The organism is Curvibacter sp. GW821-FHT09D12 (assembly GCF_059416245.1).
Genome location: NZ_JBWKOU010000013.1, coordinates 37,058 through 61,006, shown reverse-complemented (window position 1 = coordinate 61,006; position 23,949 = coordinate 37,058). Strand labels below are relative to the sequence as shown.

Genomic DNA, 23,949 nt, shown 5'->3' with positions numbered 1-23,949 from the left:
AACCCCCATCGACCAAGGAGAACCCATGAACATGAATGACATTCCCGTCCTCCAGGGCGGCTTTGCCCCCATCGACCAGGAACACTCGGTGGAACTGACGGACATCGAAGGCGAGATCCCCAAGGACCTGTCGGGCATGCACGTGCGCAACGGCCCCAACCGCCGTTTTGATGCCCCAGGCCGCTACCACTGGTTTGACGGTGACGGCATGCTGCATGCGGTGCGGTTCGAAGGCGGCAAGGCCCATTACATGAACCGTTGGGTGCAGACCGATGGCCTCCAGGAGGAACTGGCGGCAGGGCAGGCCCTGTGGCAGGGCATCAAGGACCCACCGCGCAAGAGCCGGCCCGACATGCCGATCAAGAACACCTCCAACACCGACGTGAAGTTCTACGCCGGCAAGCTGATCTCGATGTGGTACCTGGGCGGGGCGGTGTACCAGGTCAACCCCCAGGACTTGTCGACCGTGGGGCGCCTGGAGTTCGATCCACGTTTGAAAGGCGTGCCCATTTCAGCGCACTCCAAGGTGGATGAGACCACGGGCGAGTTCCTGTTCTTTGCCTATGGCAAAGAGGCCCCTTACATGCACTACGGGGTGATGGACCGGCATCACCAGCTGACCACCTTCATGCCCATCGAGCTGCCCGGGCCGCGCCTGCCGCATGACATGGCGATCACGCCGAACTACACCATCCTGCACGACTTTCCGCTGTTCTATGACATGGACGCCTTTGCGGCAGGCCGGCACAAACTGAAGTTCCATCACCACCTGCCTTCTCGCTTTGCCGTCGTGCCCCGGCATGGCACACCTGAGCAGATCCGCTGGTTCGAGGCCAGCCCGACCTACATGTACCACGTCTCCAACGCCTGGGAAGAGGCCGACGGCCAGGGCGGCACCGAGATCGTCATGACGGGCACGCCCTTCCGTCTGCCCCGCGACGCCCATGGCGAGATCGATGTGGCGGGCTTCCCCAAGATGCTGGCGCACCTGGAGCACGATTTCATGTTCTACGAGTGGCGCTTCAACCTGCGCACCGGGCAGACCCGCGAACGCATCATTGACGACATCATCAACCAGGAGTTCCCGGTCATCAATTCGGCCATGCAGGGCCTCAAGACACGCTATTCCTGGAACGTGCTCATGGCCCGCCTGCGCCGACCCGAGGAGCCCCGCTTTGCCGGCTTGGTGCGCTATGACCTGGAGCGCAATGTCTGCACTACCTACCACGAGGGCACGGGCCGGTGGTTCAGCGAGGCACCGTTTGCACCCGCAGACAACCCGCAAGCCGAAGACGATGGCTACCTGGTGGGCTTCATGTGGGATGACGACCGACAGGCCTCGTTCGTGGTGGTCTTTGACGCCCGCGACATCAGCCAGGGCCCGGTCGCCCGCATCCGCCTGCCGCACCGCGTACCCCATGGCTTTCATGCCACCTGGGTCAGCGCTGAACGCCTGCGGCGCGGCTATTGATCAACCCCCATTTCAACAGGAGCGAACATGATCTTGGTCCAAGCTGAAAAGATCGCCAAGTGCGTCGAGCAGGGCTGGTGGGGCCACCAGACGCTGTGGGATCTTTTTGAAATACAGCGCCGCGAGCGGCCCGATGCCGAGGCCGTGGTCGATGCCTTCAACCGCAACGACTTCATGGATGGCGCACCGAGGCGCCTCAGCTGGGTGCAGCTGGGGCTGGAGGTTGACTGCTTCTGCCGTCTGCTGATCGACGAAGGTCTGCAGCGTGACGACGTGGTGCTGGTGCAACTGCCCAATTGCGTCGAGCAGCATGTGGTCTACCTGGCCTGCGCCCGCCTGGGGCTGATCATCACCCCGGTGCCGGTGCAGTACCGCGAGCATGAGCTGTCGCAGATCATGCGCACCAGCGGTGCCCGCAGCGTGGTGACCTGCGCCCGCATCGGGCGGGGTGCCAGCGCCCATCGGGCCGCCGCTTTCTTTGATGAGTGGCTGCGGCTCGCGCATCCGGGCACCCGCCTTCTGGCCTGGGGGCCTGACCTGCCTGCCGGCCTCCGTGACATCGGGCCTGCCCTGGCGGTGCCACTCTCCCCGGGTGATCTGGCACGGGTTGAGCAGCGCGCGGCCGACGCGGGCGTGACCGCCAACGATGTGTTCAGCCTCTGCTGGACCTCGGGCACCGAGGCCGCGCCCAAAGCGGTGCCGCGCAGCCACAACGAGTGGCTGGGGCTGCTGCCCGGGGTGATCGAGGTGGCCGAGTTGCGGCCCCACATCCGCATCCTCAACCCCTTCCCCATGATCAACATGGCGGGCCTGGCCACCGCGTTCTGCACGGCGCTTCGGCTCGGGGCGACGATCGTGCAGCACCATCCGTTCAACCTGGAGGTGTTCCTGCGACAGATCCGGGACGAGGCCATCGATTACACCGTGGCACCACCCGCGGTACTCAACATGCTGCTGCAAAACGAGGCCTTGTTGAGCGGGATTGACTTCAAGCGCTTGCGGCGCATCGGGTCAGGGTCGGCCCCTTTGTCCGAGTGGATGGTCAGCACTTTTGCCGAGCGCTACGGCGTTCAGATCATCAACTACTTCGGATCCAACGAGGGCGCCTCGCTGGGCGGTGGCGCGCTCGACATGCCCGACCCGCGGCAGCGGGCCCTGTACTTCCCGCGCGCCGGTGCCGCTCGCCGCGGGGTGCTGACTCGCCTGGTCGATCTGGACACCGAGCGCGACATCACGGAGCCCGGCCAGGTCGGGGAGTTGCGCTACGACGGGCCCACCGTGTTCAGTGGCTACTTCAATGCGCCTGAGTTGACCGCCAAGGCCTTTGACGCACAGGGCTTTTACAAGTCTGGCGACCTGTTCGAGATCGCTGGGGACCAGGGGCAGTTCTACCGTTATGTGGGCCGCAGCAAAGACCTGGTCATCCGCGGTGGGGTCAACATCTCGTCTGAAGAGATCGAAGGGCTGCTGCAGGCCTGCCCGGGGGTCAAGGAGGTGGCTGTCATCGGTGTGCCCTGTGAGACCCTGGGAGAGCGGGTCTGTGCCTGTGTGGCACCCGCGTCGGGGCAGGTCATCACGCTGGAGGTGCTGACCGACTACCTGCGCTCGCAACGCATCGCGGTCTACAAGCTCCCTGAGCATCTGATGCTGATGCCCGAACTGCCCCGCAACCCGGTGGGTAAGTTGCTCAAGCGCGAGTTGCGCCAGCGCTTTGCGACCTGAGGCCACCGCCATGGCACAGACACCTGGGGCCCGCCTGCCTTCCCGTCGCCAATCCTTGGGCTGGCTCTCGGCCCTTCCGGGTCTGGGCCTGCCCGCATGGGCGCAACCGCCATTGAGCGCGGCCCCATCTGCGACAGACCCGCGATTGTTGCGGGTCGTGGTGCCGTTTCCGGCGGGCAACCTCATTGACACGGCATTGCGCCAGGTGGCCGAGGTCTTTCGGGAGTCGGGTGGCGACAGGCTGTTGATCGACAACCGGCCGGGTGGGCTGGGGGGCATTGCGGCCCAGTATGTGGCCCAGGCCGCAGCGGATGGCGGCACCTTGCTGCTGTCAACGCCGGGCATCTTGAGCATCAATCCGCACACGGTGCGCAAGTTGCCCTACGACAGTGAAAAGAGCTTTCGCTCTGTCACGACGCTGCTGTCGAGTTCTCTGGTGCTTGCGGTCTCGTCGCGGGTGCCGGCCCGGCAGCTGACCGAGTTCGCAAGCTGGGCACGGGCTCACCCGCGCGACGCAACCTACGCCTCTTTCACGGCGGGCAATACCTCGCACTTCGCCAGCGTGATCCTGAATCAGCGGCTGGGCCTGACCCTGGTCCACGTGCCCTACAACGGCACGCCTCAGGCGGTCCAGAACCTGGTCGGAGGGCAAGTCGACGCGGCCTTTCTGCCCTTGCTGGCGGTGCTGCCCCATCTGGCTTCGGGGCGACTGCGGGTGCTGGCGGTGACGCGGCCCGACCGGTCGCCTCTGCTGCCTGAGGTGCCGACCTTCAGAGAGTTGGGCTCCCCCGAACTCGAGATCGGCATCTGGGCCGCCATCTCGGCGCCAGCGGCCACACCCGACGCCATGATCGATCAACTCAATGCCCGCTTCGTTGGCGCACTGCGCTCGCCCCAACTCCGAGAACGGTGGGCCTCGCTTGATCTCACGCCCCTGCCCAGCACCCCTGAGGACATGAGCCGCTTTCTGCGAGCGGAGTCCTCGCGCTGGAAAGCCGCGGTGCAGGCCTCTGGTTTCACCCATGAACCGTGATGGTGTGAGCCGTCACGGCGCATGACCCCCTCAACCCTTTGTTTTGAAAGCCGCTGTGAAACCTGTCTTGTTGCTGATTCCGGGCATGCTGAACACCCCCGACATCTGGGCCGATGTCCTGCCTTGGCTGCCCCCCGACCTGGACCTGCGTCTTGCCGAGGTGGCCAGCCAGGCTAGCCTGGCCCAGATGGCAGAACAGGCCTGGTCGTTGCTGCATGACCTGCACCCCGATCAGCCCCTGGTGGTCTGCGGCTACTCGATGGGGGCCTGGGTCGCCTACGAGATGCTGCAGCAGCGCCCTGAGCGGGTGTTCGGTCTGGTTCTGTTGGGGGCCTCGGCCCAAGCGGACACGCCCGAGTTGCTGCAGGCCCGCGAGAAGGCGGTGGCGGCCATCGCGCGCGACTTCGACAAGGTGGTGGCCGGCCTCAGCCGCTATGCCAGCCACCCGCGCTTTCATGGGCAGGAAGCCTGGATGGCGCGCGCACGCGAGCAACTGCGCGCCATTGGACCTGAGGCCGCGGCGCGGCAGCACCGTCTGCTGATGCGACGCAGCGATGCGAGCGCCGTTTTGCGCGGGCTGCGCATGCCCGTTCAGGTGGTGTGCGGCGACGCCGATCAGGTCACGCCCCCCGGCTTGTCGCGTGAATTGGCCGCCTTGATTCCGGGTGCCGAGTTGTCTTGGTTGCCGGAGGTGGGGCACCTGAGCCCGTATGAAGCGCCCCAGGGCGTGGCGGCTGCCGTGCAGGCTTTGCTGTTGCGGGTACGGCAGTTTGATCCCACCCAGGCGCAGCTGGCCGCCGGAACGGAGGCGCTGTGATGACCCGATGGCCTTCGGCGTGGCGGCTGCCCGTGGTGGTGGCCCCGATGTTTCTGGTGTCCGGCCCCGAGATGGTGCTGGCAGCCTGCCGCAGCGGTGTGGTAGGGGCCTTCCCCACCCCCAATGCGCGCCCCATTGCCCAGTTGGGCGAGTGGATGCAGCAGATCACCGAGGGGCTGGCGCGGGCGCGCGATGAGCCGCAACCGCATCCCCTGGGCCCTTGGTGCGCCAACCTGGTGACCCATTCATCGAACACCCGACTGACGCAGGACCTGGAGCTGGTCGCCCGTTTCAAGCCACCGCTGGTGGTCACGGCCCTGGGCAGCCCCGCGCCGGCCATGGCCGTGGTCAAGCGATATGGTGGCTTGGTACTGGCCGATGTGGTCAACCTGCAACTGGCCCGCAAGGCGGTGGCTGCGGGCGCGGATGGCCTGGCCTGCATCTGCAGCGGGGCGGGGGGGCACACAGGCTTCCTGAACCCGTTTGCCTTTGTCAGTGCGGTGCGCGAGTTTTTTGACGGCTTGCTGGTGGTGGGTGGGGCCATCAGCGACGGCCGGGGTGTGGCGGGCGCCCTGGCGGCGGGTGCCGACGCGGTGTACATGGGAACCCGCTTCATCGCTGTCCGTGAAAGCCTGGCCGCCCCCGACTACAAGCGGATGCTGGTCGATGCCCAGCTTGACGACCTTCTCGTCAGTGACGCGATCACCGGCACCCCTGCCAGCTGGCTCAAGCCCTCCTTGCGGGCGCAAGGCCTGGACCCCGATCGCTTGCCGCCGGCCCCCGAGCGTCATTACGACAGCCAAGACAGCGGCAGCCGCCGATGGCGCGATGTCTGGGCCGCCGGCCAGGGTGTGGGGAGCATCCGGGCCATCCAGCCGCTGTCCGAGGTGGTGGACCAGATCGAGCAGGAATACCGACAAGCCTGCGAGCGCTTTCTTCAACGCCAGCCAAGGAGTCCGTCATGACCGAAGCCATCTACATCCTCGGCGGCTATCAAACCGACTTTGCGCGAACTTGGTCGCGCCAGGGGCAGGATCTTTCTGACATGGTGCGTGAAGGCACGCTGGGTGCGCTGCAGAGCAGTGGCGTGGCGGCCGAGCACATCGGCAGCATCCATGTGGGCAACGCCTTTGCCGAACTGCAGCGGCAACAAGGGCACCTGGGTGCCATGGTGGCCCAGGTGGTGCCCGAGCTCTGGGGGGTGCCTGCGATGCGCCATGAGGGCGCCTGTGCCTCGTCCTCTTTGGCGGTGCTGGCCGCGATGGCCGAGATCGAGGCCGGCCGCTATGACTGCGTGCTGGTGCTGGGCGTCGAGGAACTCAAGAACCTGCCCGGTGACCAGGCTTCGCGCAACCAGAATGCAGCCTCCTGGCAAGGGCGGGAGGACATCGAGTGTCGCTTCATGTGGCCGGCGGCCTTTGGCCTGGTGGCCCAGACCTACGCCCAGCGCTACGGGCTGGATCGCCAGTACCTGAACCGCATTGCCGAGCTCAATTACGGGCATGCGCGTCTCAATCCGCTGGCCCAGACCCGGCGTTGGCAGTTTGATCCGCTGAGCTTCACCGATGACGATCAGGCCAACCCGGTGATCGAGCCTGGCAGCCGGCGCCAGGACTGTGCCCAGATCACCGACGGCGCTTGCGCGCTGGTGCTGGCCTCAGGGCGCTTCCTGAAGGCGCAGGGTCGCTCTTGTGCGGGCCTGGCCCGCATCAGTGGCTGGGGCCACCGCAATGCCGGGCTGCGCCTGCGCGACAAGCTTGAGCGCAGCCAGGGCCAGCCCTATGTGTTCGGGCATGTCCGGCAAACCGTCGAAGACGCCTGGCGCCGCGCCGGCATCGAAGGCATCGACGCCGTGCATGGGGTGGAGACGCACGACTGCTTCACCAGCACCGAGTACATGGCCATCGATCACCTGGGCCTCACACCGCCGGGCCAGAGCTGGCAGGCGATTGCGGACGGCAGCATCGAGCGCGGCGGACGCTGCCCTATCAACCTCAGCGGGGGCCTGATTGGCGCGGGCCACCCGGTGGGGGCCACCGGCGCCCGCATGCTGCTGGACGCGGCGCGCCAGGTCACCGGCCTGGCCGGGGCCTGTCAGATCGAGGGGGCCTGGCGCCTGCAGACACTCAACATTGGCGGGTCGCTGGGCACGGTGGTGAGCTTTGTGGTGGAGGTGGACTGACATGGCTGCAGTTGAACCCTTTGACAACGCCCGGGCTGCGGGGGCCGGCGCCATCAACGCAGAGCACTGGAAGGTGCTGAGCCTTTCCACGCTGGGGGGCGCGTTGGAGTTCTATGAGTTTGTGGTCTTTCTGCACATGAGCCCCGTGATCAGCAAGCTGTTCTCGGCCTCGGATGTCGCGCCCTGGCTGGCCCAGCTGCAGGTGCTGGGCATCTACGCGGTGGGCTACCTGGTGCGGCCCCTGGGCGGCACCGTGCTGGCCGCTCTGGGGGACCGCATCGGCCGCAAGCGCCTGTTCGGCATCACCTTGCTGCTGATGGCCCTGGGCACCTTGGGCATCGGGGTGTTGCCCACCTACGCCCAGATCGGTGCCGCCGCGCCCATCCTCCTGCTGCTTTGCCGCACCGGCCAGGGCCTGGCCATGGGCGGTGAATTCCCGGCGGCCGCCTCGTATGTGATGGAGACGGTGCCGGAGAACCGCATCACTTTTGCCATCGGCCTGTTGACCGTCGGCTTCGGCCTGGGGTCGTTGCTGGCGGTGGGCATGATCCTGCTGCTGTCCAGCCAACTGCCGCAGGCCGACTACCTGGCCTGGGGTTGGCGCCTGCCCTTTTTGGTGGGTGGGCTGTTTGGCCTGCTCTCGGTCTACTTGCGGCGCAGTGTCAAAGAGTCGCCGGTGTTCTTGCAGATGGCCCAGGCTGCGCAGTCGGCACAGCGGCTGCCGTTCTCGGCGCTGTTCACGCGTTATCGCCGCGAGTTGCTGGTGGCCACCGGGCTGGCGCTGGTCTCGGGAGGGCTGATCCAGACCGTGCAGCTGTACCCGGTGGCGTACTTCCAGGTCGAGATGCAGTGGCCTCGGGCCTTGATGAGTTCCGCCCAGATGGGGCTGACAGCCAGCGCCATGGTGGTCACGCTGCTGACCACCGCGGCCGCCGACCGTTTTGGCAGCGCGCGCGTCATCACCGTCTTCGCCGTGCTCAACATCGTGGGCATCGCCGGGTTCTATGTCCTGGTCACACCGTCGACGGTGTTCTGGGGCTGGTCTGCCATTGGGGCACTCAATGCCGGCTTGATTCCGGTGGTCCTGGCCCCCATGGCCAGGGTGTTTCCGGCGCCCTTGCGCATCACCGGAATTGCCTCAAGCTACAACCTGGCCCAGGCCATCGCGGGCGGGGCGCTGCCGGTCTTGATGGGCAGCCTGTCGCACCACTGGCCCAGCGCGATGTGGGGCGTGCCTGCCGTGTTGTGCCTCGCCGCCATCGTCTGCGCGCCCATGGCGCAAGCGTTGCAAAAGCCCGTGACCCCTGCATGAGGTGCTGAGCGATGCGGCTTCGCCAGTGGCGCAGCGGTGCCCCTGCTGCTGCTGCTGCCCGGGGGCCCAGGTGCCCCGGCGCGCGGTTCATGCCTTTGTCTCCAGGGCCTGGTGCGGAGTGTGTGTAGTGAGCGGTCGTGTTTTGGTGATGAGTGGTGTTTCCAATCGCAAGTTGATGCTGCAGATGTGGCCTGGTGCACCGGCCGCTCGGGTGTGGGCCTGAGCCGCCTTAAATTGCCCGGGTTCAGCCTGTTTCGTGTTGGCGCTGACCTTGGCAAGGCCCCGATGGCACGCCACGCCGACAACCCAGATTCCGGACCGGGTGCGACCTCGGCCCTACCCCCACCGCACCGTGGTATTCGCTCATGAAGCCTTTGTTAGCACTGCTGCTGCGCGGCCATGCCACGCGCAAGCACCGTTTGATGACCCTGCTGGGTCTGCTGGTGGCGCTGGAGTTTTTTGAGAACGTGATGTTTGTGTTCTCGTCCGCCCACGTGATGGGGGGCTTGGCGGCAGCGCCGGCCGAGTTCGTCGGGGCGCAGGCCGCGTATGCCATTGGCAGTCTGCTGGCCATCGTGCTGCAGCAGCGCCTGGTGCAGCACTGGGGTTATCGGCGCGTGCTGACCGTGTCCTTGGGCCTGTTTGCCTTGGGTTTGCTGGGGTGCTCGACCAGTGGCAGCTTGCAGCAGTTGGCGCTGGCTCGGGCCGTGCAGGGGCTGGGTGGCGGGGCGTTCTTCACCGCGGCCCGGGTCTTGGTGCTGCTGTTGTTTGCGCCGGTGGACCGGCCTCAGGCCATGCGCCGCTTCATGGTGCTGATGCTGTCGGCCAGTGCCCTGGCCCCTGGGTGCGCTGCCAGCCTGATCGAACGCTGGGGCTGGCCCTCGGTGTTTGTGGCGGTGGTGCCGGCGGTGTTGGGGGTGGCCCTGGGCCTGTGGCGTTGGTTGCCCGATCCAGTGGGTCGCCAGCATGAAGGGCTGCCCGGCGACCAAGCCTCGTGGCGGAGCATGGCGGGGCCCTTGCTGTGCTTTGCCTTGGCGGCCCTGTGTCTGCAGTGGGGCTTTTCGGAGGCCCGGCTCGATGTGCTGGCCCACCCGCTGCGCTTGATCTTGCTGGGCCTGAGCGGTGCAGGCTTGTTGCTTGGGTTTTTGTGGCATCAATGGCGGCACCCCACGCCTTTGCTGCACCTGCGCCAGCTCAACAGCCCGGTGTACCTGGTGGGGCTGGGCCTGTACTTTGTGCATTATTTTCTGTCCAACTTTGCGGCCTATCTGTTCCCGATTTATGCCGAGCGGGGCCTGGGCCTGCCCTTGCGCACCACGGGGGCCCTCAACAGCCTGGCCGGGGTGACCAGCCTGGTGGTGGCCTGGGCCTACATCCGCTGGGCGGGCCGGCTGCCGCACAAAAGACCGCTGATGCTGGCGGGCCTGCTGGCGCTGGCCTTGTGCGCCTGGGGCCTGGCCGGCCAGCCGGCCGGGGCGCCTGTGGGTGCTTTGCTGCCCGCCTTGTTGTTGAAGGGCGTTTTCGGGGTGTTGCTGGTCTTGCCTGTGGCGGGGTTGACCTTCCGGGAGCTGGGCGACAAAGGCTTTGCCCATGGCTACCAGGGCAAGAACCTGATGCGCCAGATGGCCAGTTCAGGGGCCAGCGCCGTGGCCGCCGTGATGCTGCAGAACCGCCAGTTTGCGCTGCACGATGAGCTGTTGGTCGGGCTGAGCCCGGAGCGTCCCGGCGTGAGCGCGTGGTTGTCCGGCATGACCGGCGCCTTGCAAGCCCGGGGCTTCAGCCCCGAACAGGCCCACCTGGGGGCCTTGGCCCAGTTGTCGGCCTTGCTCGACAACCAGGCCCTGCTGCTGGCCTGCGAAGACCTGTACCGGCTGTTGGCCGCCATGGCCTTGGTGGCGGCCCTGGTGGTGGCCTGGCAACGGCGCTTGCGGTGACCGGCAGGCCAGCGCGCTGCGTGGGTCAGCCCCTGAAGCGCTTGCGCGTCAGCGCCAGGGCCAGCCAGAAGGCGGCCACGGTGTAGCCGAGCAGCACGGCGCCGTGGCGCAGCGCGTGTTCGGGCCAGCGGTCCATGAACAAGGGGCGCACCAGCTCCACCGCATTGGTCAGCGGCAGCAAGTCGGAGGCCAGGCGCACCAGCTCGGGCAGTTGCTCGCGCGGAAAGAAGATGCCCGACAGAAACATCATCGGCGTCAGCACCAGGGTGAAGTAGTAGGTGAAGAAGTCGTAGCCTTTGGCCAGGGCGTTGAAGATCAGCGCGATGCTCGAGAACATGGCCCCCACGCCCAGCAGCACGCCCCAGGCCAGCAGCAGCTTGGGGCTGTGGCTGATGCCCAGGGCCAGCATCACGCCCATGATGGCCGTGACGGTGAACAAGGCCTTGAAGGCGGCCCACAGCATCTCGGCCAGCACCACGTCATCGAGGCCCACGGGGGCGTTCATGATGCCGTCCCAGGTCTTTTGCACGTGCATGCGCGAAAACGCCGAGTACAGGGCCTCGAACGAGGCGGCGTTCATGGCGCTCATGCAGATCGAGCCGCTGGCCAGGAACAGGATGTAAGGCACCTGGGTGTCGCCGTCGGGGCCGTGCACCGTGATCTGCCCCACCAGCGCCCCCATGCCGTAGCCGAAGGCCACCAGCCACATCAGCGGCTCGGCAATGTTGCCCACCAGGCTGGGGATGGCGAGCTTGCGCCACACCAGCAGGTTGCGCAGGAACACCGGCCACCAGCGGGTGGACAGGCTGGGCGCCCGCCACACCGAAGGCGGGGGTGGGTGGCTGGGGGAGGCTGGATCGGCGGTGGGGCGGGTCATGGTCGGTGGGGGCGTCATCAGGTTCTGGGGGGCGAATGGCGGCGTGAAAGTGCTCGAAGCGGCGTTCAGCCGTCCTGCCGGATCTGCCGGCCGGTGAGCTTGAGGAACAGGTCTTCCAGGTTGGCCGGGCGATGCAGGGTACGCAGGGCGGGCTCGGTGGCCAGGGCGGCCAGCAGGGGCTGGGCCTGGTGGGTGTAGAAAAACACCGTCTCGCCGCTGACCTCGGTGCGGCTGGCCAATGCGGCCAGCGGGCCCTGGGCCACGGCGGTGGCGCCGGCGCCATACACCTCGACCACCTCGGGTTCCAGGTGCTCGGCGATCAGCTGGCGTGGCGCGCCTTCGGCGATCTTGCGGCCATGGTCCAGCACCAGCAGGCGGTGGCACAGGCGCTCGGCCTCGTCCATGAAGTGGGTGGTCAGCAGGATCGACTTGCCCTGTTGCATCAGGCGCTGCAGGCGCTCCCACATCAGGTGGCGGGCCTGCGGGTCGAGCCCGGTGGTGGGTTCGTCCAGGATCAGCAGGCGCGGGTTGTTGACCAGGGCGCGGGCCAGGCTCAGGCGCCGCTTCATGCCGCCCGACAGCTCGCCGGGCTTGGCATCGGCCTTGTGGGCCAGGGCGGCGAACTCGAGTAGCTGCGGCCCGCGCTCCAGCATCGTGCGCCGCGGGATGCCAAAGTAGCGCCCATAGACGATCAGGTTCTCCAGGCAGCTGAAATCGGGGTCCAGGGTGTCGAACTGGGTCACCACGCCGAGCTGGGCCTTGATGGCCAGGGCCTGCGCCGGCATGGCCAGACCGAAGGCGCGGATGCCCCCGGCCTCGGGCGTGGCCTGGCCCAGGCACATGCGGATGGTGGTGGTCTTGCCGGCGCCATTGGGCCCGATCACGCCCAGGCACTCGCCGGGCGCAATGGCAAAGGACAACTGGTCGACCACCGTGGTGTCGCCATAGCGTTTTTGAAGGCCTTGGGCCTCGAACAGGGGCTCTTGCATGGGGGCATTGTGGCCCAGGCAGGGCGCGATGGCGTGTCTGCGCCGTGACCCGTCCTCGGGGCTGAATAAAATGGCAGGTTACGTTCCATCAACTTCCAGGGGCCCCCTTGTCCGACCGTCTCGCGGTGCTGCCGCAGTACCTGATTCCCAAGCTGGCCCTGACCCGGTTTGCCGGCTTTGTCGCCCGCGCCCGGGCCGGCGCCCTGACGCACTGGATCATCCGTCGCTTTGTGGCCCGCTACGGCGTGGACTTGTCCGAGGCCCAGCAGAGCCAGGCCAGCGATTACGCCAGCTTCAATGAGTTCTTCACCCGGCCCTTGCGCGAGGGGGCTCGCCCCCAGGCCGATGCGGCCTACGTGTGCCCGGTCGATGGCGCCATCAGCCAGTTCGGGCGCATCGAGCGTGACCAGATCTTCCAGGCCAAGGGGCATTCCTACAGCACCCAGACCCTGGTGGGTGGCAATGCCGCGCTGGCGCGCCATTTCGACGACGGCGAGTTCGCCACGCTCTACCTGAGCCCGCGCGACTACCACCGCATCCACATGCCCTGCACCGGGCGGCTGCTGCGCATGATCCACGTGCCCGGCGATCTGTTCTCGGTCAATCCCACCACGGCCCGTGGCGTGCCCGGCCTGTTCGCCCGCAACGAGCGCGTGGTCTGCGTGTTCGAGGACGAGGCCCGCCGCCCCTTCGTGCTCACCCTGGTGGGCGCCACCATCGTGGGCAGCATGGCCACGGTGTGGCATGGCGTGGTCAACCCGCCGCGCCCGGGCACGGTGCGCGAATGGCGCTACGACACGCAAGAGGTGGTGATCGCCAAGGGCGCCGAGATGGGCCGCTTCCTGCTGGGCTCCACCGTGGTGATGCTGTTCCCCAAGAACACGCTGTCGTTCAACCCCGACTGGGCCCCGGCCCGCGCCATCCGCATGGGTGAGGCCATGGGCCAAAGCGTGCCTCAACCCGATTGACGCCCCCCTGTTTCTGTTTTTCAACCCCTTGACCTACCGGCGCACTGCGCCCCAGAACCATGACCACTCTCGGCACCCCCCTGTCGGCCTCGGCCACCAAAGTCATGCTGCTCGGCTCCGGCGAGCTTGGCAAAGAAGTCCTGATCGCGCTGCAGCGCCTGGGCGTCGAGACCATTGCTGTGGACCGCTACGAAAACGCCCCGGGCCAGCAGGTGGCCCACCACGCGCGCACCATCACCATGAGTGATCCGGCCCAGCTCAAGGCCCTGATCGAAGCCGAGCGCCCGCACCTGGTGGTGCCGGAGATCGAAGCCATCGCCACCCCCATGCTGGAAGAGCTGGAGGCCGCCGGTGTGGTGCGCGTGATCCCCACCGCCCGTGCCGCCCGCCTGACCATGGACCGCGAGGGCATCCGCCGCCTGGCCGGTGAAACCCTGGGCCTGCCCACCAGCCCCTACCAATTCTGCGACTCGCTGGCCGAGTTGCAGGCGGCCATCGATGGCACGGATGGCCAACCGGGTATTGGTTACCCCTGCATCGTCAAGCCCGTGATGAGCAGCTCGGGCAAGGGCCAGAGCAAGATCGACGGCCCGGCCGACGTGCAAAAGGCCTGGGATTACGCCATGGCCGGTGGCCGCGTGAGCCACGGCCGCGTGATCGTCGAAGGCTTCATCGACTTCGACTACGAAATCACCCAGCTCACCGTGCGCTCGGTGGGCGCCGACGGCCAGATCGTCACCAGCTTCTGCGACCCCATCGGCCACGTGCAGGTCAGCGGCGACTACGTGGAAAGCTGGCAACCCCACCCCATGCACCCGGCCGCACTCGAAAAATCGCGCCAGATCGCCCAGGCCGTCACCGACAACCTCGGCGGCCAGGGCCTGTTCGGCGTGGAACTGTTCGTCAAGGGCGAGCAGGTCTGGTTCAGCGAGGTCAGCCCGCGCCCGCACGACACCGGTCTGGTCACCCTGTGCACCCAACACCAGAGCGAGTTCGAACTGCACGCCCGGGCCATCCTGGGCCTGCCGGTGGACACCAGCCTGCGCAACCCCGGCGCCAGTGCCGTGATCTACGGCGGCGTCGAGGCCCAGGGCATCGTGTTCGATGGCGTGGACGAGGCCCTGGCCATCCCCGGCACCGACCTGCGCCTGTTCGGCAAGCCCGAGAGCTTTGTCAAGCGCCGCATGGGCGTGGCCCTGGCGCGCGGCACCGACACCGACCAGGCCCGCGCCACCGCCAAGCTGGCCGCCTCCAAGGTCAAGCCGCGGGTGGGCTGAGCGGGCGAGGCGGGGCTGAGCGAGGTTGGGCACCATGGCGATGAACGAAGCACAGATCCGTCAGGCGCTGATCGAGCGGCTGCGTCGTCAGCCGCAAGGAGCGTCGGCCAGCCTCATCTCCGAACTGTGCATCGATCGCTTCGAGCGCCGCGTTGACCTGGTTCAGGTCGGGGCCCGCCTGGCGGCTTTCGAAATCAAGAGCGACCGGGACCGGTTGACTCGGCTGCCGGGGCAGCTCGACAGCTATTGCCGTTTTTTTGAGCGCGTCACAGTGGTGTGCACCTTGCGGCACCTGACGGCGGTGCAGGCTCAGACCGCGGCCACGGTCGGGCTCTGGACGGTGGACGCCGAGCGGGGTTTCAAGGTAGTGCGCCCATCCTGCTTGTTGCGGGGGCCGCGGCTCGAAGGCTGGTTGAGCTTTCTGCCCGTGTCCGAGTTGCGTCGCCTGTTGCGATCCCATGATCGACCTGCGCGCGGAACCCGTGAGGACTTGCTCGTCCAGGCCATGACCCTGTCCACGGCGGTGGTGCGGGCTCAGGTACTGGCCAGCCTGCGGGCCCGTGAAGCACGATTGGCACCATGGCGGGCTCAGCAAGGTGCCATGACCGATGTCCTACCGCGGGGCGCGGTGCCGCTCACCCCAGAGGCCCGTCTGCAGGCCTTTCTCAGCCGCGTCGCGATGCCAGAGCGAGCCCTGGCCAGACGGGTTCCACAGCCTTACTCATCCTCGTCTGTTTGATCCTCAGCTTGCAGCAGTCGCTGTGACAAAGCCAACTGCCGGGCCAGATGGAGATTGACCCGAACAGCGATCCACGACACAGGCGCGACACCGTACGGATGGCCCTGAGCCGCTTGCAGAATCATGTCTTCGCCCCAAAGCCCACGTGTGCCCAGACTGAGATCCGAGGCCATGATGGCCTGGGCTGCAGAGATATAGCCCTGGCGGGAGTGGTCTTTCGGGCTGCGAGCGAACTCCCAGCTCAATTCCCCTGGATAGTCAACGCGGGCAGCCCAGCGCATAGCGCTCGATTCGTCGTAGACCACAGAGTGGATCGATCCGTGGTCGCCGTAGGCTGCTACGGCATGGCCACCGATGCGGGCGTGCAATTCACGCTCCAGAATGTCGATGGTTCCTGCGTTTTGGCTGGGGTTGGCAAATGGCAGGACTGAGGCCGGAAAACTGGTGGAGCTGACCACGATCAACAGGTCCGGAAACGCTGATCGGAGCTGGTTGATCGTGAGCAGTGTGGCTTGAACGTACGTGGGCAGCGCCGCGCGGATGAATTGGGCATCGATGAAGACAATCGCGCGTGTTGGATCGTCCATGGCGCTGAGGGCCTGGATGACCAACGGGGGATGATGCTCGAAGTCCGTCATTCGGAACGCCAACTGGCCAGCCTGCTGTTCCAGCCCACGTGCCTGTTGCAGCCAATCACGCAATGAGGCCTCTGGGTGGTTTTGAAGTACCGGCAGGACTTGGGGCCAATCCTTGACGAAGTCTCGCCAAGCCTTAAATCCCTGGCGCGGGCTGCGCAAGCGCTGCTGAAGATCGGGAAGGTGGGTGAGGTCCTGGGTCAGATCCAGGCAGTAGGGCGCTCCGGCCATGACTTGTGCTGCTTTCTCAGCACCCTTGGCGAAGTCGGTGGCTTTGGGCCACCGCCCCAAGGTCAGCAGGGGAAGCATGGCCTGTTTTTGTTCCGAGTGCAGTTGATCAAGGCCCTTGAGCTCTGCCTGCCGTGTCCGGAGCATCGGGAAGTAGGGGTAACGGTCCAGTGGGATCATCGAATTCCTCCGTGAATTCGACGATTGTTGGGTGCTGCCTCGAACCCTGCACGGCCTCTCGATGGTCGGCCGGAGCATTCCGATGACAGCTGTTTTCTGGTGTTACTCAGGCCCCCTCACCCCAGTTTGCGATAAAGCGTCTGCCGGCTGATGCCCAGTTGGCGGGCAGCGGCCGAGAGGTTGCCGCGGGCGTTCTGGATCGCCTGCTGCACGGCGGCGCGGGAGATGTCGGCCAGTTTCTGGTCGGGGCCCATCGTGGGGGCGGTCGTTGTTGATGTCGGGGTTGATGCCGGTACCGCCTGGGCGCCGGCGGCGGGGCGCAGCAGGGCCAGCATGTCGTCGGGCAGGTGGGGCCAGTCGACCGTGGTTTCGCCGGCATCGAGCAGGGCGATGGCGGTGCGCAGCACGCTGGCGTACTGGCGCAGGTTGCCGGGCCAGGGGTAGGCGGCCAGGGCGCGCAGCAGGTCGGGGGCGATGCTCAGCGGCGGTTCGCCGCCCAGTTCATTCAGCAGCTTGCGGGTCAGGGCTTCAAAGTCGCTGCGCTGGCGCAGCGGCGGCAGGATCAGGGTCAGGCCGTTGAGGCGGTAGTACAGGTCGGCCCGGAAGCGGCCGGCCTCGGCCGCCTCGCGCAGGGGCTGGTGGGTGGCGCAGATCAGGGCGAAATCGACGGCCACCGGGGCGCCGCCGCCCAGCGGCATGACCTGGCGCTCCTGCAGCACGCGCAGCAGGCGGGTCTGCAGGGCCAGCGGCATGTCGCCGATCTCATCGAGGAACAGGGTGCCGCCGTCGGCCTCGCGCAGGCGCCCCAGGCTGCCTTCCTTGCGTGCGCCGGTGAAGGCGCCGGGGCTGTAGCCGAACAGCTCGGATTCGATCAGGTGCTCGGGCAGGGCCGCGCAGTTGATGGCCACAAACGGGCGGTGGCGGCGCGGCGAACTGTCGTGCACGGCGCGGGCGAACAGCTCTTTGCCCACGCCCGATTCGCCATGCAGCAACAGGGGGATGGGTTTGCCGCACACGCGGCGGGCTTTGTCGGCGACGGCTCGCCAGGCGCTGTCACCGGTGTCGAGGGCGGCCAGGGCATCCTGCTCGCGGGGGGCCACGTCGACCGGGTTGCGCCGGGGGGCCGGCGCACGCACGACCACGCGTTGGCCGGGCTGGGTGCGCAACTGGGCGTGCAGCACCGAGCCGTCCTTGCGGTGCAGTACCAGGGGGCTGTCGTGCTGGCTGGCGGCACGGGCCAGCAAGGTGTCGATGCGGGTGTCCAGCACGCGGGCGATCGGGGTGGCCCCGATGTCCTGGCGGCTCAGGCCCAGCCAGGCCAGGGCCTGCCGGTTGGCGCCCATGATCCAGCCGTCCTCGGACAGCGCGACCACGCCCTCGGCCAGGGTGCCGATGCCGTGGGCCTGGGGGTGCAGGTGCAGACAGGTGCTTTGGCGGCAGGTGGTGGCGAACAGGCGGTTTTCGATCATGCGCGCCGCCGTGTTGACCAGGCCCAGTGTGTGCGGGTGGTGGCTGCGCTGGTCGCCCGAGATGTCGAGGATGCCCAGCAGTTCGCCGGTGGCCGAGACGATGGGCGAGGCCGCGCAGGTCAGGAAATCGTTGCGCTCCAGGTAGTGCTCAGGGCCGTGGATTTCGATGCCGCAGGCTTCGGCCAGGGCCGTGCCGATGGCGTTGGTGCCGCGCTGGCTTTCGTGCCAGCAGGCGCCGGCCTGCAGGGCCACGCGTTCGGCCTTGCCCAGGAAATCGGCATCGCCCAGGGTGTGCATGAGGGTCCCGTGGCGATCGGCCAGCACCACCATGCTGTGGCTGTGGCGCACCTGTTCGAACAGGTACTCCATCACCGGCTGCGAGTGGTTGATGAGGTCGATGTTGCAGGCCAGCGACTGGCGCAGCTCGCTGCCGCTCAGGTGGTCCACATGGTGCATGCCGCTGGCCGGGGTGAGTCCGGCGGCGAGGCTGCGCTGCCAGGAGCGGGCCACGCGCTCGTCCACCGCCTCCAGCGGCAGGGGGCCACCTTGTTGCAGGCGCAGCCGGGCCTCGCGCAGCACAGGGCCGGGAACGGGGTACGGGGTCGCCATGGTCATGTGTCTCCTGGGCGCTCGCAGCGCGCTCTGGGGCAGAGTTTAGGCGGTGTGACCCTCGGTGTGACACCGGCAGGGTTTGCGCGGGCCGGGTGTTCCATTTTTGGACAGGTGTCTTGCAATGCAACGTCCGCGGGCTGTCCGCCGGTGTCGCCATTTGACGCGTGACAAGGCGGCTCGCGCCGTTTTCAAGGGCTTCGGGTTTGTCCTTAATTGTTGAAAAAAATCCTTGCCAATCAATGGCTTGCGGCGCAGGCCGGCGGGCATTTCCAGGGCCTTGGCCCAGGCTGGGTACGCGGTGGCACAGGTCTTGAGAAGCAGTGACGTCCGCCAGGCATGGGCCGGCGACTTTTCTGACAACAGCTGGAGACACGCATGATTTACGCCGCACCCGGCGCCGCTGGCGCCAAGATCGTCTACAAACCCCGTTACGACAACTTCATCGGTGGCCAATGGGTGCCGCCGGTCAAGGGTCAGTACTTTGACGTGGTCACCCCGATCTCGGGCACCGTCTACACCCAGGCCGCCCGCTCGGGTGCCGAAGACATCGAACTGGCCCTGGACGCTGCCCACGCGGCTGCCGACAAGTGGGGCAAGACGCCCGCCGCCGACCGCGCCAACATCCTGCTCAAGATCGCCGACCGTCTCGAAGCCAACCTCGAGCTGCTGGCCTACGCCGAGACCGTGGACAACGGCAAGCCGATCCGCGAAACCCTGAACGCCGACATTCCGCTGACCGTCGACCACTTCCGCTACTTTGCAGGCTGCGTGCGGGCCCAGGAAGGCGCCCTGAGCGAGATCGACGAGAACACCGTGGCCTATCACCTGCACGAGCCCCTGGGCGTCGTCGGCCAGATCATTCCCTGGAATTTCCCGATCCTGATGGCCGCCTGGAAGCTGGCTCCGGCCCTGGGTGCCGGCAACTGCGTGGTGCTCAAGCCCGCCGAATCCACCCCCATCAGCCTGCTGGTGTTGGTCGAGCTGATCGCCGACCTGCTGCCCCCGGGCGTGCTCAACATCGTCAACGGTTTCGGCCGCGAAGCCGGCATGCCGCTGGCCAGCAGCCGCCGCATCGCCAAGATCGCCTTCACCGGCAGCACCAGCACCGGCCGCGTGATTGCGCAGGCCGCCGCCAACAACCTGATCCCGGCCACCCTGGAGCTGGGCGGCAAGTCGCCCAACGTCTTCTTTGCCGACGTGATGGACCAGGACGACTCCTTCCTCGACAAGGCGATCGAAGGCCTGGTGCTGTTTGCCTTCAACCAGGGCGAGGTCTGCACCTGCCCCTCGCGCGCCCTGATCCAGGAATCGATCTACGAGAAGTTCATGGAGCGTGTGCTCAAGCGCGTGGCCGCCATCGTGCAGGGCAACCCGCTGGACACCGACACCATGATCGGTGCACAGGCCAGCAAGGAGCAGCTCACCAAGATCCTGTCGTACCTGGATCTGGGCAAGCAAGAAGGCGCTGAAGTGCTGGCCGGTGGTGCCCAGTCGCATCAGTCGGGTGACCTGGCCGGTGGCTACTACGTGCAGCCCACGCTGTTCAAGGGCCACAACAAGATGCGCATCTTCCAGGAAGAAATCTTTGGCCCGGTGCTGGCCATCACCACCTTCAAGGACGAAGCCGAAGCCCTGGCCATTGCCAACGACACCCTGTACGGCCTGGGCGCCGGCGTGTGGAGCCGCAATGGCAACGTGGCCTACCGCATGGGCCGCGCCATCAAGGCCGGCCGTGTGTGGACCAACTGCTACCACGCCTACCCGGCCCACGCGGCCTTCGGCGGCTACAAGGAATCGGGCATTGGCCGGGAAACCCACAAGATGATGCTGGACCACTACCAGCAGACCAAGAACCTGTTGGTCAGCTACAGCGAGAACAAGCTGGGCTTCTTCTGATCCGGCAGACGCTGGATTGAAACTTCTCTCTCTTTGACGCGCCCCGTCGCCCGGCCCTGGCCGGGTGCCCGGGCGCTTTTTGCCTTTTGCCTTTTGCTTTTTGATCCGGAGGTGTTCCATGGTCGACAAAGTGATCGCCACGCCCGCGGCGCTGGCGCTGATCGCGCAACTGCGCGCCGAGCACGGCAGCTTCTTCTTTCACCAATCGGGCGGCTGCTGTGACAACAGTGCGGCCAATGCCTACCTGCCCGGCGAACTGACCATTGGCGCGGGCGATGTGTACCTGGGCGACATCGGAGGCATCCCGTTCTACATCGGGGCCAATCAGTACGAGTACTGGAAGCACACCCAACTCATCATCGACGTGATCGACGGCACGGGGGGCACCTTCTCGCTGGAGGGCCCCACGGGCCAGGCGTTTTTGACGCGCTCGCGCGTGTTCACCGACGCCGAGGCCGCCGAACTGGGGCTGTGAGCCCGAGGGCTCAAGTGGCCTCGCGCACCCAGCCCTGCACCCAGCCCTGCAGCAGCACACCCGCCACCAGAGCGCACAGCGCAGCGCCCTGGGCCAGGGCCTCAAAGCCGTGGTGGGTCAGCACCCAGCCCCCGCCGAATGAGCCCAGGCTGACCGCCAGGTAGGTGGTGCAGCTCAGGCAGGCCATGGCCAGTCCGCGCGCTCGTTCGGAGACCCGGGTGACCAGCGTGGCGGTGCCGGTCTGTGCCAGGCCTTGCAGCACCCCCCAGCACAGCATGGTGACCGCCAGGGTGGCTGGGTGGGCGGTGGCAGGGGCCAGGCCCAGCAGCAGGCAGGCCAGCAGCAGCAGGGCCCCGCGCAGCACCTGTGTCTTGCCAAAGCGATCAAGCACGCCGGCATTGAGCGTGCTGGCCATGAGGCCCAACCCATAGCAGGCCACGAAGAGGGCGAAGCCTCCGCTGCCCAACTGCAGCTGGGATTGCACTGTCACCCCTAGAAAGGTGTAGACGCCGTAGAAGCTCAGCATGTCGAAAAAGTTCAGGGCCAGCAGCGGCAGCGCTGCACGGTCCAGCCGCGGGCGCCGGGCCGGCGCGTGCCCCGGTGCCGATGGCGGGCCTGAACGGACCGCGCATGGCGCCCCTTGGGTGGGCGAGGACGGCGGCGATAAGGGCTGAGGCAAGGGCTGAGGCAAGGGCGCGGCCGGCATGCGGCCTACCCGCCAGGCGGCCACGGCCGCCAGCAGCGCCACCGCGACAAAGGCCAGTCGCCAGCCCCACAGCTGGGCGATCAGCCCCCCGACCGGGATGCCCAGGGTCAGGGCCAGCGACCAGCCTGCCATCACCCGGCCCATGGCCCGGGCCCGATCGGCAAAGGCGGTGCAGTCGCCCACATAGGCGTAGCAGGCCGGCAGGAAGGCTCCCGCCGCCGCGCCGCACAGGGCTCGCGCGGCCACCAGCGTGACCAGGCTGTTGGCCAGTGCGCACAGCAGGCCCGCCAGCACGAACAAGCCCAGGGCGGCCCGCAACAGGGTCAGGCGGGGTATCCGGTCGCCCCAAAGGCCCACGATGGGGGCGGCGCCCGCCAGCGCCAGACCATAGGCCGAGACGGCCCAGCCGGCCTGTGCCGGGCTGGCATCAAAGGTGTGGGCCAGATCCCCCAGCACGGGCGAGATGACCAGCCCTTCGACGCCGATGGCGGTCACTCCCAAGGTCAAGCCCAGCAAGGCCCAGGGCTGCAAGGGGGCCGGTGCCCCCTGGGCCTGACGGATGGCGGCGGTGCTGTTGCCGCTCATGGCCTGGCCTCCGCCATGCCGGGGCTTGAGCGCGAGCCCAAGGGCGGATGGGGCACAAAGCAGATCCAGGGCATGGCCAGGTTCGGACGCAGTTCGCGCACCACCTCCAGGCCGAAGTGGGTCGCGCACAAGGCGTTGGTGATGCAGGCCGAGGGCTGGGGGGCGGCCAGCAGCAGACGGCAGGCCTCGGCGTTCGAGTCAGCCTGCCGGGCTTGCACCCAGCACAGGCCCAGTTCGGGCAACAAGGGCGTGACTGCCGCATGGTGGATCAGCTGCTGCAGCCGAGGCGCGATCGGCCCGGTGCAGGTGGCCAGCACCAGGGCGGGAATGGGCATGATGAACACCTGGCTGGCCAGCAGGGCCTCGTCCATGATGAAGGCGTTGAGCCGAGGGTAGGCGGCCGGTACCAGCAGGGCGTCGGCCCGCCCGGTGCGCAGCAGCTCACGGGCGGCCTCGAAGGAGCTGCAGCCGACAGTCTCGCGGGCGCCACCCCAGCGGCGGGCCACGTGCATGCTGCAGGTCAGCTCGGCGCTGTCGTCGCCCAGGGTGGCCAGCCGCTGGTGGAGCGGCCTGGTTCTGGGCGGCCCACTCCCGGCTGTGGTGGCAGGCAGCGCGGCTGGCAAGCAGGCCGCGTTGCTTGCCGGTGGGGGCCGGTGCTGCGGGGCATGGGCCCTGGCAGCGGAGGAAGGTCGGGTGTGCATGGGGTGTCTCCCTGGGCTTGGGTGCCCTGGCCCACCGTGGGCCGGGCGGCTGGGCGGCTGGGCGAGTGTTGCAAGCACCGTTGGCCCGGGTCTTGAACATTCTTGCCAGACTGCCGGCCGGGCGCAGGCGCCCAGGTCAGCGGCATGGCCCATCAAAGGCCCGGCGGTTCAATGCCCGCACGGTCGATGCCCAGGTCGTTCAACGGCCTGGCATTCAAAGGCCTGGCAGTTCAACACTTTGAAAGTGCCGGGGGTAGTGACCCGGTGTCACGCCGCGGAACTTCTTCAGTTCACGCGTCAGATGGGCCTGGTCCGCATAGCCGCAGTGCGCTGCCACCTGGCCCGCCGGCATCGCTTGAAGCAGCAGGTCCTCGGCCTGCTGCAGCCGCATCTGGTTGCGGAAAAACACCGCCCGCATGCCGAAGGTGTGCCGGAACGCCCGGCTGAAGGCGGTCGGGCTCAGTTGCAGGCCCTGGGCCCCCAGGGCCAGGGTGGGTTGGCTTTGGGTGGCTTCCAGCCAGGCGCGCAGCTCGGGTCGTTGCAGTGGGTGGGGGGGCCGGTGGCTGTGCTGTGCCCAGCCTGAGCCGGAGCCCAGCACGGTGCGGGCCATGTGCACGGCGGCGCCCAGGTCCTGCCGGTCCAGCGCCTGGGCCAAGGGCATGGCCAGGGGGTGGGCCGGCAGCACGGGGGCGCCCCGCCAGGCCGACCCGGCTGGGGCTGTGCAGGGTGCCGCAGCTGGGGTGCAGTGCCCAGGCATGGGCTCGGGCCAAAGAGGCACCGACCTCAGGGCGGACTCGGCCAGGTACAGGGCCTGGTATCGGGCGCCTTCGCTGCTCAGCGCCTGGTGGATCTCGAAGGGGGCGATCACCACCAGATCGCCCCGGTGTGCGGTGTAGGCCTGCCCGGCGCACTGAAAGTGGCAGGCCCCCTGGGTGATGGCCGCCACAAAGAACTGCTCGTGGAAATGGGGCTCGAAGCGGTGGGCACCGATGTCCCAGCGCAAGGTCCGGGCGTGGCGGTGCGGGGCGGCGGTGGCGAGGCTGGGGGGCGGGCTGTCGGGCATGGCAGTGTCCTGGGGCGTCGTTGCAGCCTAGCAAAGGACGGGGTGGCTGTGCTGGCGACTGGTAGGTCGATGTGGCCC

General features: G+C 67.4%; 20 protein-coding genes. 13 read left to right on the top strand and 7 right to left on the bottom strand.

The features are described 5' to 3' along the window. The first annotated feature begins 31 nt into the window (after nucleotides 1–31). The 8 genes from AC07PT_RS19940 (at nucleotide 32) to AC07PT_RS19905 (ending at nucleotide 10,471) form a co-directional block, all read left to right on the top strand. A complete protein-coding gene (locus AC07PT_RS19940; protein WP_494657830.1) occupies nucleotides 32–1,471 on the top strand; it encodes a carotenoid oxygenase family protein in 1,440 nt (479 codons plus the stop codon). A 27-nt stretch (nucleotides 1,472–1,498) separates the two neighbouring features. After that, nucleotides 1,499–3,193, top strand: coding sequence for a class I adenylate-forming enzyme family protein (locus tag AC07PT_RS19935; protein WP_494657829.1), 1,695 nt, complete (start codon nucleotides 1,499–1,501; stop codon nucleotides 3,191–3,193). A 10-nt stretch (nucleotides 3,194–3,203) separates the two neighbouring features. After that, entirely contained in the window at nucleotides 3,204–4,226 is a 1,023-nt protein-coding gene (locus AC07PT_RS19930) for a Bug family tripartite tricarboxylate transporter substrate binding protein (RefSeq protein ID WP_494657828.1), read from the top strand. A 55-nt stretch (nucleotides 4,227–4,281) separates the two neighbouring features. Then, nucleotides 4,282–5,043 carry an alpha/beta fold hydrolase gene (locus AC07PT_RS19925; RefSeq protein WP_494657827.1) on the top strand — a complete coding sequence of 254 codons (762 nt, stop codon included), beginning with the start codon at nucleotides 4,282–4,284 and terminating at the stop codon, nucleotides 5,041–5,043. After that, complete coding sequence (locus tag AC07PT_RS19920) at nucleotides 5,043–6,008, top strand: NAD(P)H-dependent flavin oxidoreductase (protein ID WP_494657826.1); 966 nt, start codon at nucleotides 5,043–5,045, stop codon at nucleotides 6,006–6,008. The genes AC07PT_RS19925 and AC07PT_RS19920 overlap by 1 nt, the downstream gene beginning before the upstream one ends. After that, nucleotides 6,005–7,225 (top strand): acetyl-CoA acetyltransferase, encoded by a 1,221-nt coding sequence (locus AC07PT_RS19915; RefSeq protein WP_494657825.1) that lies wholly within the window; start codon nucleotides 6,005–6,007, stop codon nucleotides 7,223–7,225. Before AC07PT_RS19920 ends, AC07PT_RS19915 begins: the two co-directional genes overlap by 4 nt. Before the next feature lies 1 nt (nucleotide 7,226). Next, nucleotides 7,227–8,537, top strand: coding sequence for an MFS transporter (locus AC07PT_RS19910; protein WP_494657824.1), 1,311 nt, complete (start codon nucleotides 7,227–7,229; stop codon nucleotides 8,535–8,537). 365 nt (nucleotides 8,538–8,902) lie between these two features. Then, nucleotides 8,903–10,471 carry an MFS transporter gene (locus AC07PT_RS19905; RefSeq protein ID WP_494657823.1) on the top strand — a complete coding sequence of 523 codons (1,569 nt, stop codon included), beginning with the start codon at nucleotides 8,903–8,905 and terminating at the stop codon, nucleotides 10,469–10,471. Nucleotides 10,472–10,496: 25 nt separating this feature from the next. Here AC07PT_RS19905 and AC07PT_RS19900 read toward each other — a convergent pair whose 3' ends face one another. Both AC07PT_RS19900 and AC07PT_RS19895 read right to left on the bottom strand, forming a co-directional pair. Beyond that, nucleotides 10,497–11,348 (bottom strand): ABC transporter permease, encoded by an 852-nt coding sequence (locus AC07PT_RS19900; protein WP_494657822.1) that lies wholly within the window; start codon nucleotides 11,346–11,348, stop codon nucleotides 10,497–10,499. Nucleotides 11,349–11,413: 65 nt separating this feature from the next. Next, a complete protein-coding gene (locus AC07PT_RS19895; RefSeq protein ID WP_492350184.1) occupies nucleotides 11,414–12,337 on the bottom strand; it encodes an ATP-binding cassette domain-containing protein in 924 nt (307 codons plus the stop codon). A gap of 107 nt (nucleotides 12,338–12,444) precedes the next feature. Between AC07PT_RS19895 and asd the strand changes: the two genes are divergently transcribed. From asd to AC07PT_RS19880, 3 genes are read left to right on the top strand one after another with little or no spacing between them, the layout of a single operon-like run. Next, nucleotides 12,445–13,305, top strand: a complete 861-nt coding sequence (asd, locus tag AC07PT_RS19890; protein WP_494657821.1) for an archaetidylserine decarboxylase — start codon at nucleotides 12,445–12,447, stop codon at nucleotides 13,303–13,305. Nucleotides 13,306–13,364: 59 nt separating this feature from the next. After that, nucleotides 13,365–14,582 carry a formate-dependent phosphoribosylglycinamide formyltransferase gene (purT, locus tag AC07PT_RS19885; RefSeq protein ID WP_492350182.1) on the top strand — a complete coding sequence of 406 codons (1,218 nt, stop codon included), beginning with the start codon at nucleotides 13,365–13,367 and terminating at the stop codon, nucleotides 14,580–14,582. Between the two features lie 34 nt (nucleotides 14,583–14,616). After that, nucleotides 14,617–15,321: a sce7726 family protein gene (locus AC07PT_RS19880; protein ID WP_492350181.1), complete on the top strand. Its 705-nt coding sequence runs from the start codon at nucleotides 14,617–14,619 to the stop codon at nucleotides 15,319–15,321. On the opposite strand, the gene AC07PT_RS19875 is transcribed toward AC07PT_RS19880, so the two are convergent. Together AC07PT_RS19875 and AC07PT_RS19870 are read right to left on the bottom strand one after the other, a co-directional pair. Then, nucleotides 15,300–16,364, bottom strand: a complete 1,065-nt coding sequence (locus AC07PT_RS19875) for a beta family protein (RefSeq protein ID WP_492350180.1) — start codon at nucleotides 16,362–16,364, stop codon at nucleotides 15,300–15,302. The two genes, AC07PT_RS19880 and AC07PT_RS19875, sit on opposite strands and share 22 nt — an antisense overlap. A 116-nt stretch (nucleotides 16,365–16,480) precedes the next feature. Then, entirely contained in the window at nucleotides 16,481–18,442 is a 1,962-nt protein-coding gene (locus tag AC07PT_RS19870) for a sigma-54-dependent Fis family transcriptional regulator (RefSeq protein ID WP_494657820.1), read from the bottom strand. Nucleotides 18,443–18,820: 378 nt separating this feature from the next. Here AC07PT_RS19870 and adh point away from each other — a divergent pair, with 378 nt between their 5' ends. Both adh and AC07PT_RS19860 read left to right on the top strand, forming a co-directional pair. Further along, nucleotides 18,821–20,341, top strand: a complete 1,521-nt coding sequence (gene adh / locus AC07PT_RS19865) for an aldehyde dehydrogenase (RefSeq protein ID WP_492350178.1) — start codon at nucleotides 18,821–18,823, stop codon at nucleotides 20,339–20,341. 118 nt (nucleotides 20,342–20,459) lie between these two features. Next, nucleotides 20,460–20,816, top strand: coding sequence for a DUF779 domain-containing protein (locus AC07PT_RS19860; protein ID WP_492350177.1), 357 nt, complete (start codon nucleotides 20,460–20,462; stop codon nucleotides 20,814–20,816). 10 nt (nucleotides 20,817–20,826) lie between these two features. Here AC07PT_RS19860 and AC07PT_RS19855 read toward each other — a convergent pair whose 3' ends face one another. The 3 genes from AC07PT_RS19855 to AC07PT_RS19845 form a co-directional block, all read right to left on the bottom strand. Then, entirely contained in the window at nucleotides 20,827–22,107 is a 1,281-nt protein-coding gene (locus tag AC07PT_RS19855) for an MFS transporter (RefSeq protein WP_494657819.1), read from the bottom strand. Then, nucleotides 22,104–22,808 (bottom strand): hypothetical protein, encoded by a 705-nt coding sequence (locus AC07PT_RS19850; RefSeq protein WP_494657818.1) that lies wholly within the window; start codon nucleotides 22,806–22,808, stop codon nucleotides 22,104–22,106. Before AC07PT_RS19850 ends, AC07PT_RS19855 begins: the two co-directional genes overlap by 4 nt. A gap of 214 nt (nucleotides 22,809–23,022) precedes the next feature. Then, nucleotides 23,023–23,871 (bottom strand): helix-turn-helix domain-containing protein, encoded by an 849-nt coding sequence (locus AC07PT_RS19845; RefSeq protein ID WP_494657817.1) that lies wholly within the window; start codon nucleotides 23,869–23,871, stop codon nucleotides 23,023–23,025. Nucleotides 23,872–23,949: the final 78 nt, after the last annotated feature.

Coding starts and splice junctions, on each gene's coding strand:
- AC07PT_RS19940 (WP_494657830.1), top strand. CDS start 32: ATGAATGACATTCCCGTCCTCCAGGGCGGCTTTGCCCCCATCGACCAG.
- AC07PT_RS19935 (WP_494657829.1), top strand. CDS start 1,499: ATGATCTTGGTCCAAGCTGAAAAGATCGCCAAGTGCGTCGAGCAGGGC.
- AC07PT_RS19930 (WP_494657828.1), top strand. CDS start 3,204: ATGGCACAGACACCTGGGGCCCGCCTGCCTTCCCGTCGCCAATCCTTG.
- AC07PT_RS19920 (WP_494657826.1), top strand. CDS start 5,043: ATGACCCGATGGCCTTCGGCGTGGCGGCTGCCCGTGGTGGTGGCCCCG.
- AC07PT_RS19915 (WP_494657825.1), top strand. CDS start 6,005: ATGACCGAAGCCATCTACATCCTCGGCGGCTATCAAACCGACTTTGCG.
- AC07PT_RS19910 (WP_494657824.1), top strand. CDS start 7,227: ATGGCTGCAGTTGAACCCTTTGACAACGCCCGGGCTGCGGGGGCCGGC.
- AC07PT_RS19905 (WP_494657823.1), top strand. CDS start 8,903: ATGAAGCCTTTGTTAGCACTGCTGCTGCGCGGCCATGCCACGCGCAAG.
- AC07PT_RS19900 (WP_494657822.1), bottom strand. CDS start 11,348: ATGACCCGCCCCACCGCCGATCCAGCCTCCCCCAGCCACCCACCCCCG.
- AC07PT_RS19895 (WP_492350184.1), bottom strand. CDS start 12,337: ATGCAAGAGCCCCTGTTCGAGGCCCAAGGCCTTCAAAAACGCTATGGC.
- purT (WP_492350182.1), top strand. CDS start 13,365: ATGACCACTCTCGGCACCCCCCTGTCGGCCTCGGCCACCAAAGTCATG.
- AC07PT_RS19880 (WP_492350181.1), top strand. CDS start 14,617: ATGGCGATGAACGAAGCACAGATCCGTCAGGCGCTGATCGAGCGGCTG.
- AC07PT_RS19875 (WP_492350180.1), bottom strand. CDS start 16,364: ATGATCCCACTGGACCGTTACCCCTACTTCCCGATGCTCCGGACACGG.
- AC07PT_RS19870 (WP_494657820.1), bottom strand. CDS start 18,442: ATGGCGACCCCGTACCCCGTTCCCGGCCCTGTGCTGCGCGAGGCCCGG.
- adh (WP_492350178.1), top strand. CDS start 18,821: ATGATTTACGCCGCACCCGGCGCCGCTGGCGCCAAGATCGTCTACAAA.
- AC07PT_RS19860 (WP_492350177.1), top strand. CDS start 20,460: ATGGTCGACAAAGTGATCGCCACGCCCGCGGCGCTGGCGCTGATCGCG.
- AC07PT_RS19855 (WP_494657819.1), bottom strand. CDS start 22,107: ATGAGCGGCAACAGCACCGCCGCCATCCGTCAGGCCCAGGGGGCACCG.
- AC07PT_RS19850 (WP_494657818.1), bottom strand. CDS start 22,808: ATGCACACCCGACCTTCCTCCGCTGCCAGGGCCCATGCCCCGCAGCAC.
- AC07PT_RS19845 (WP_494657817.1), bottom strand. CDS start 23,871: ATGCCCGACAGCCCGCCCCCCAGCCTCGCCACCGCCGCCCCGCACCGC.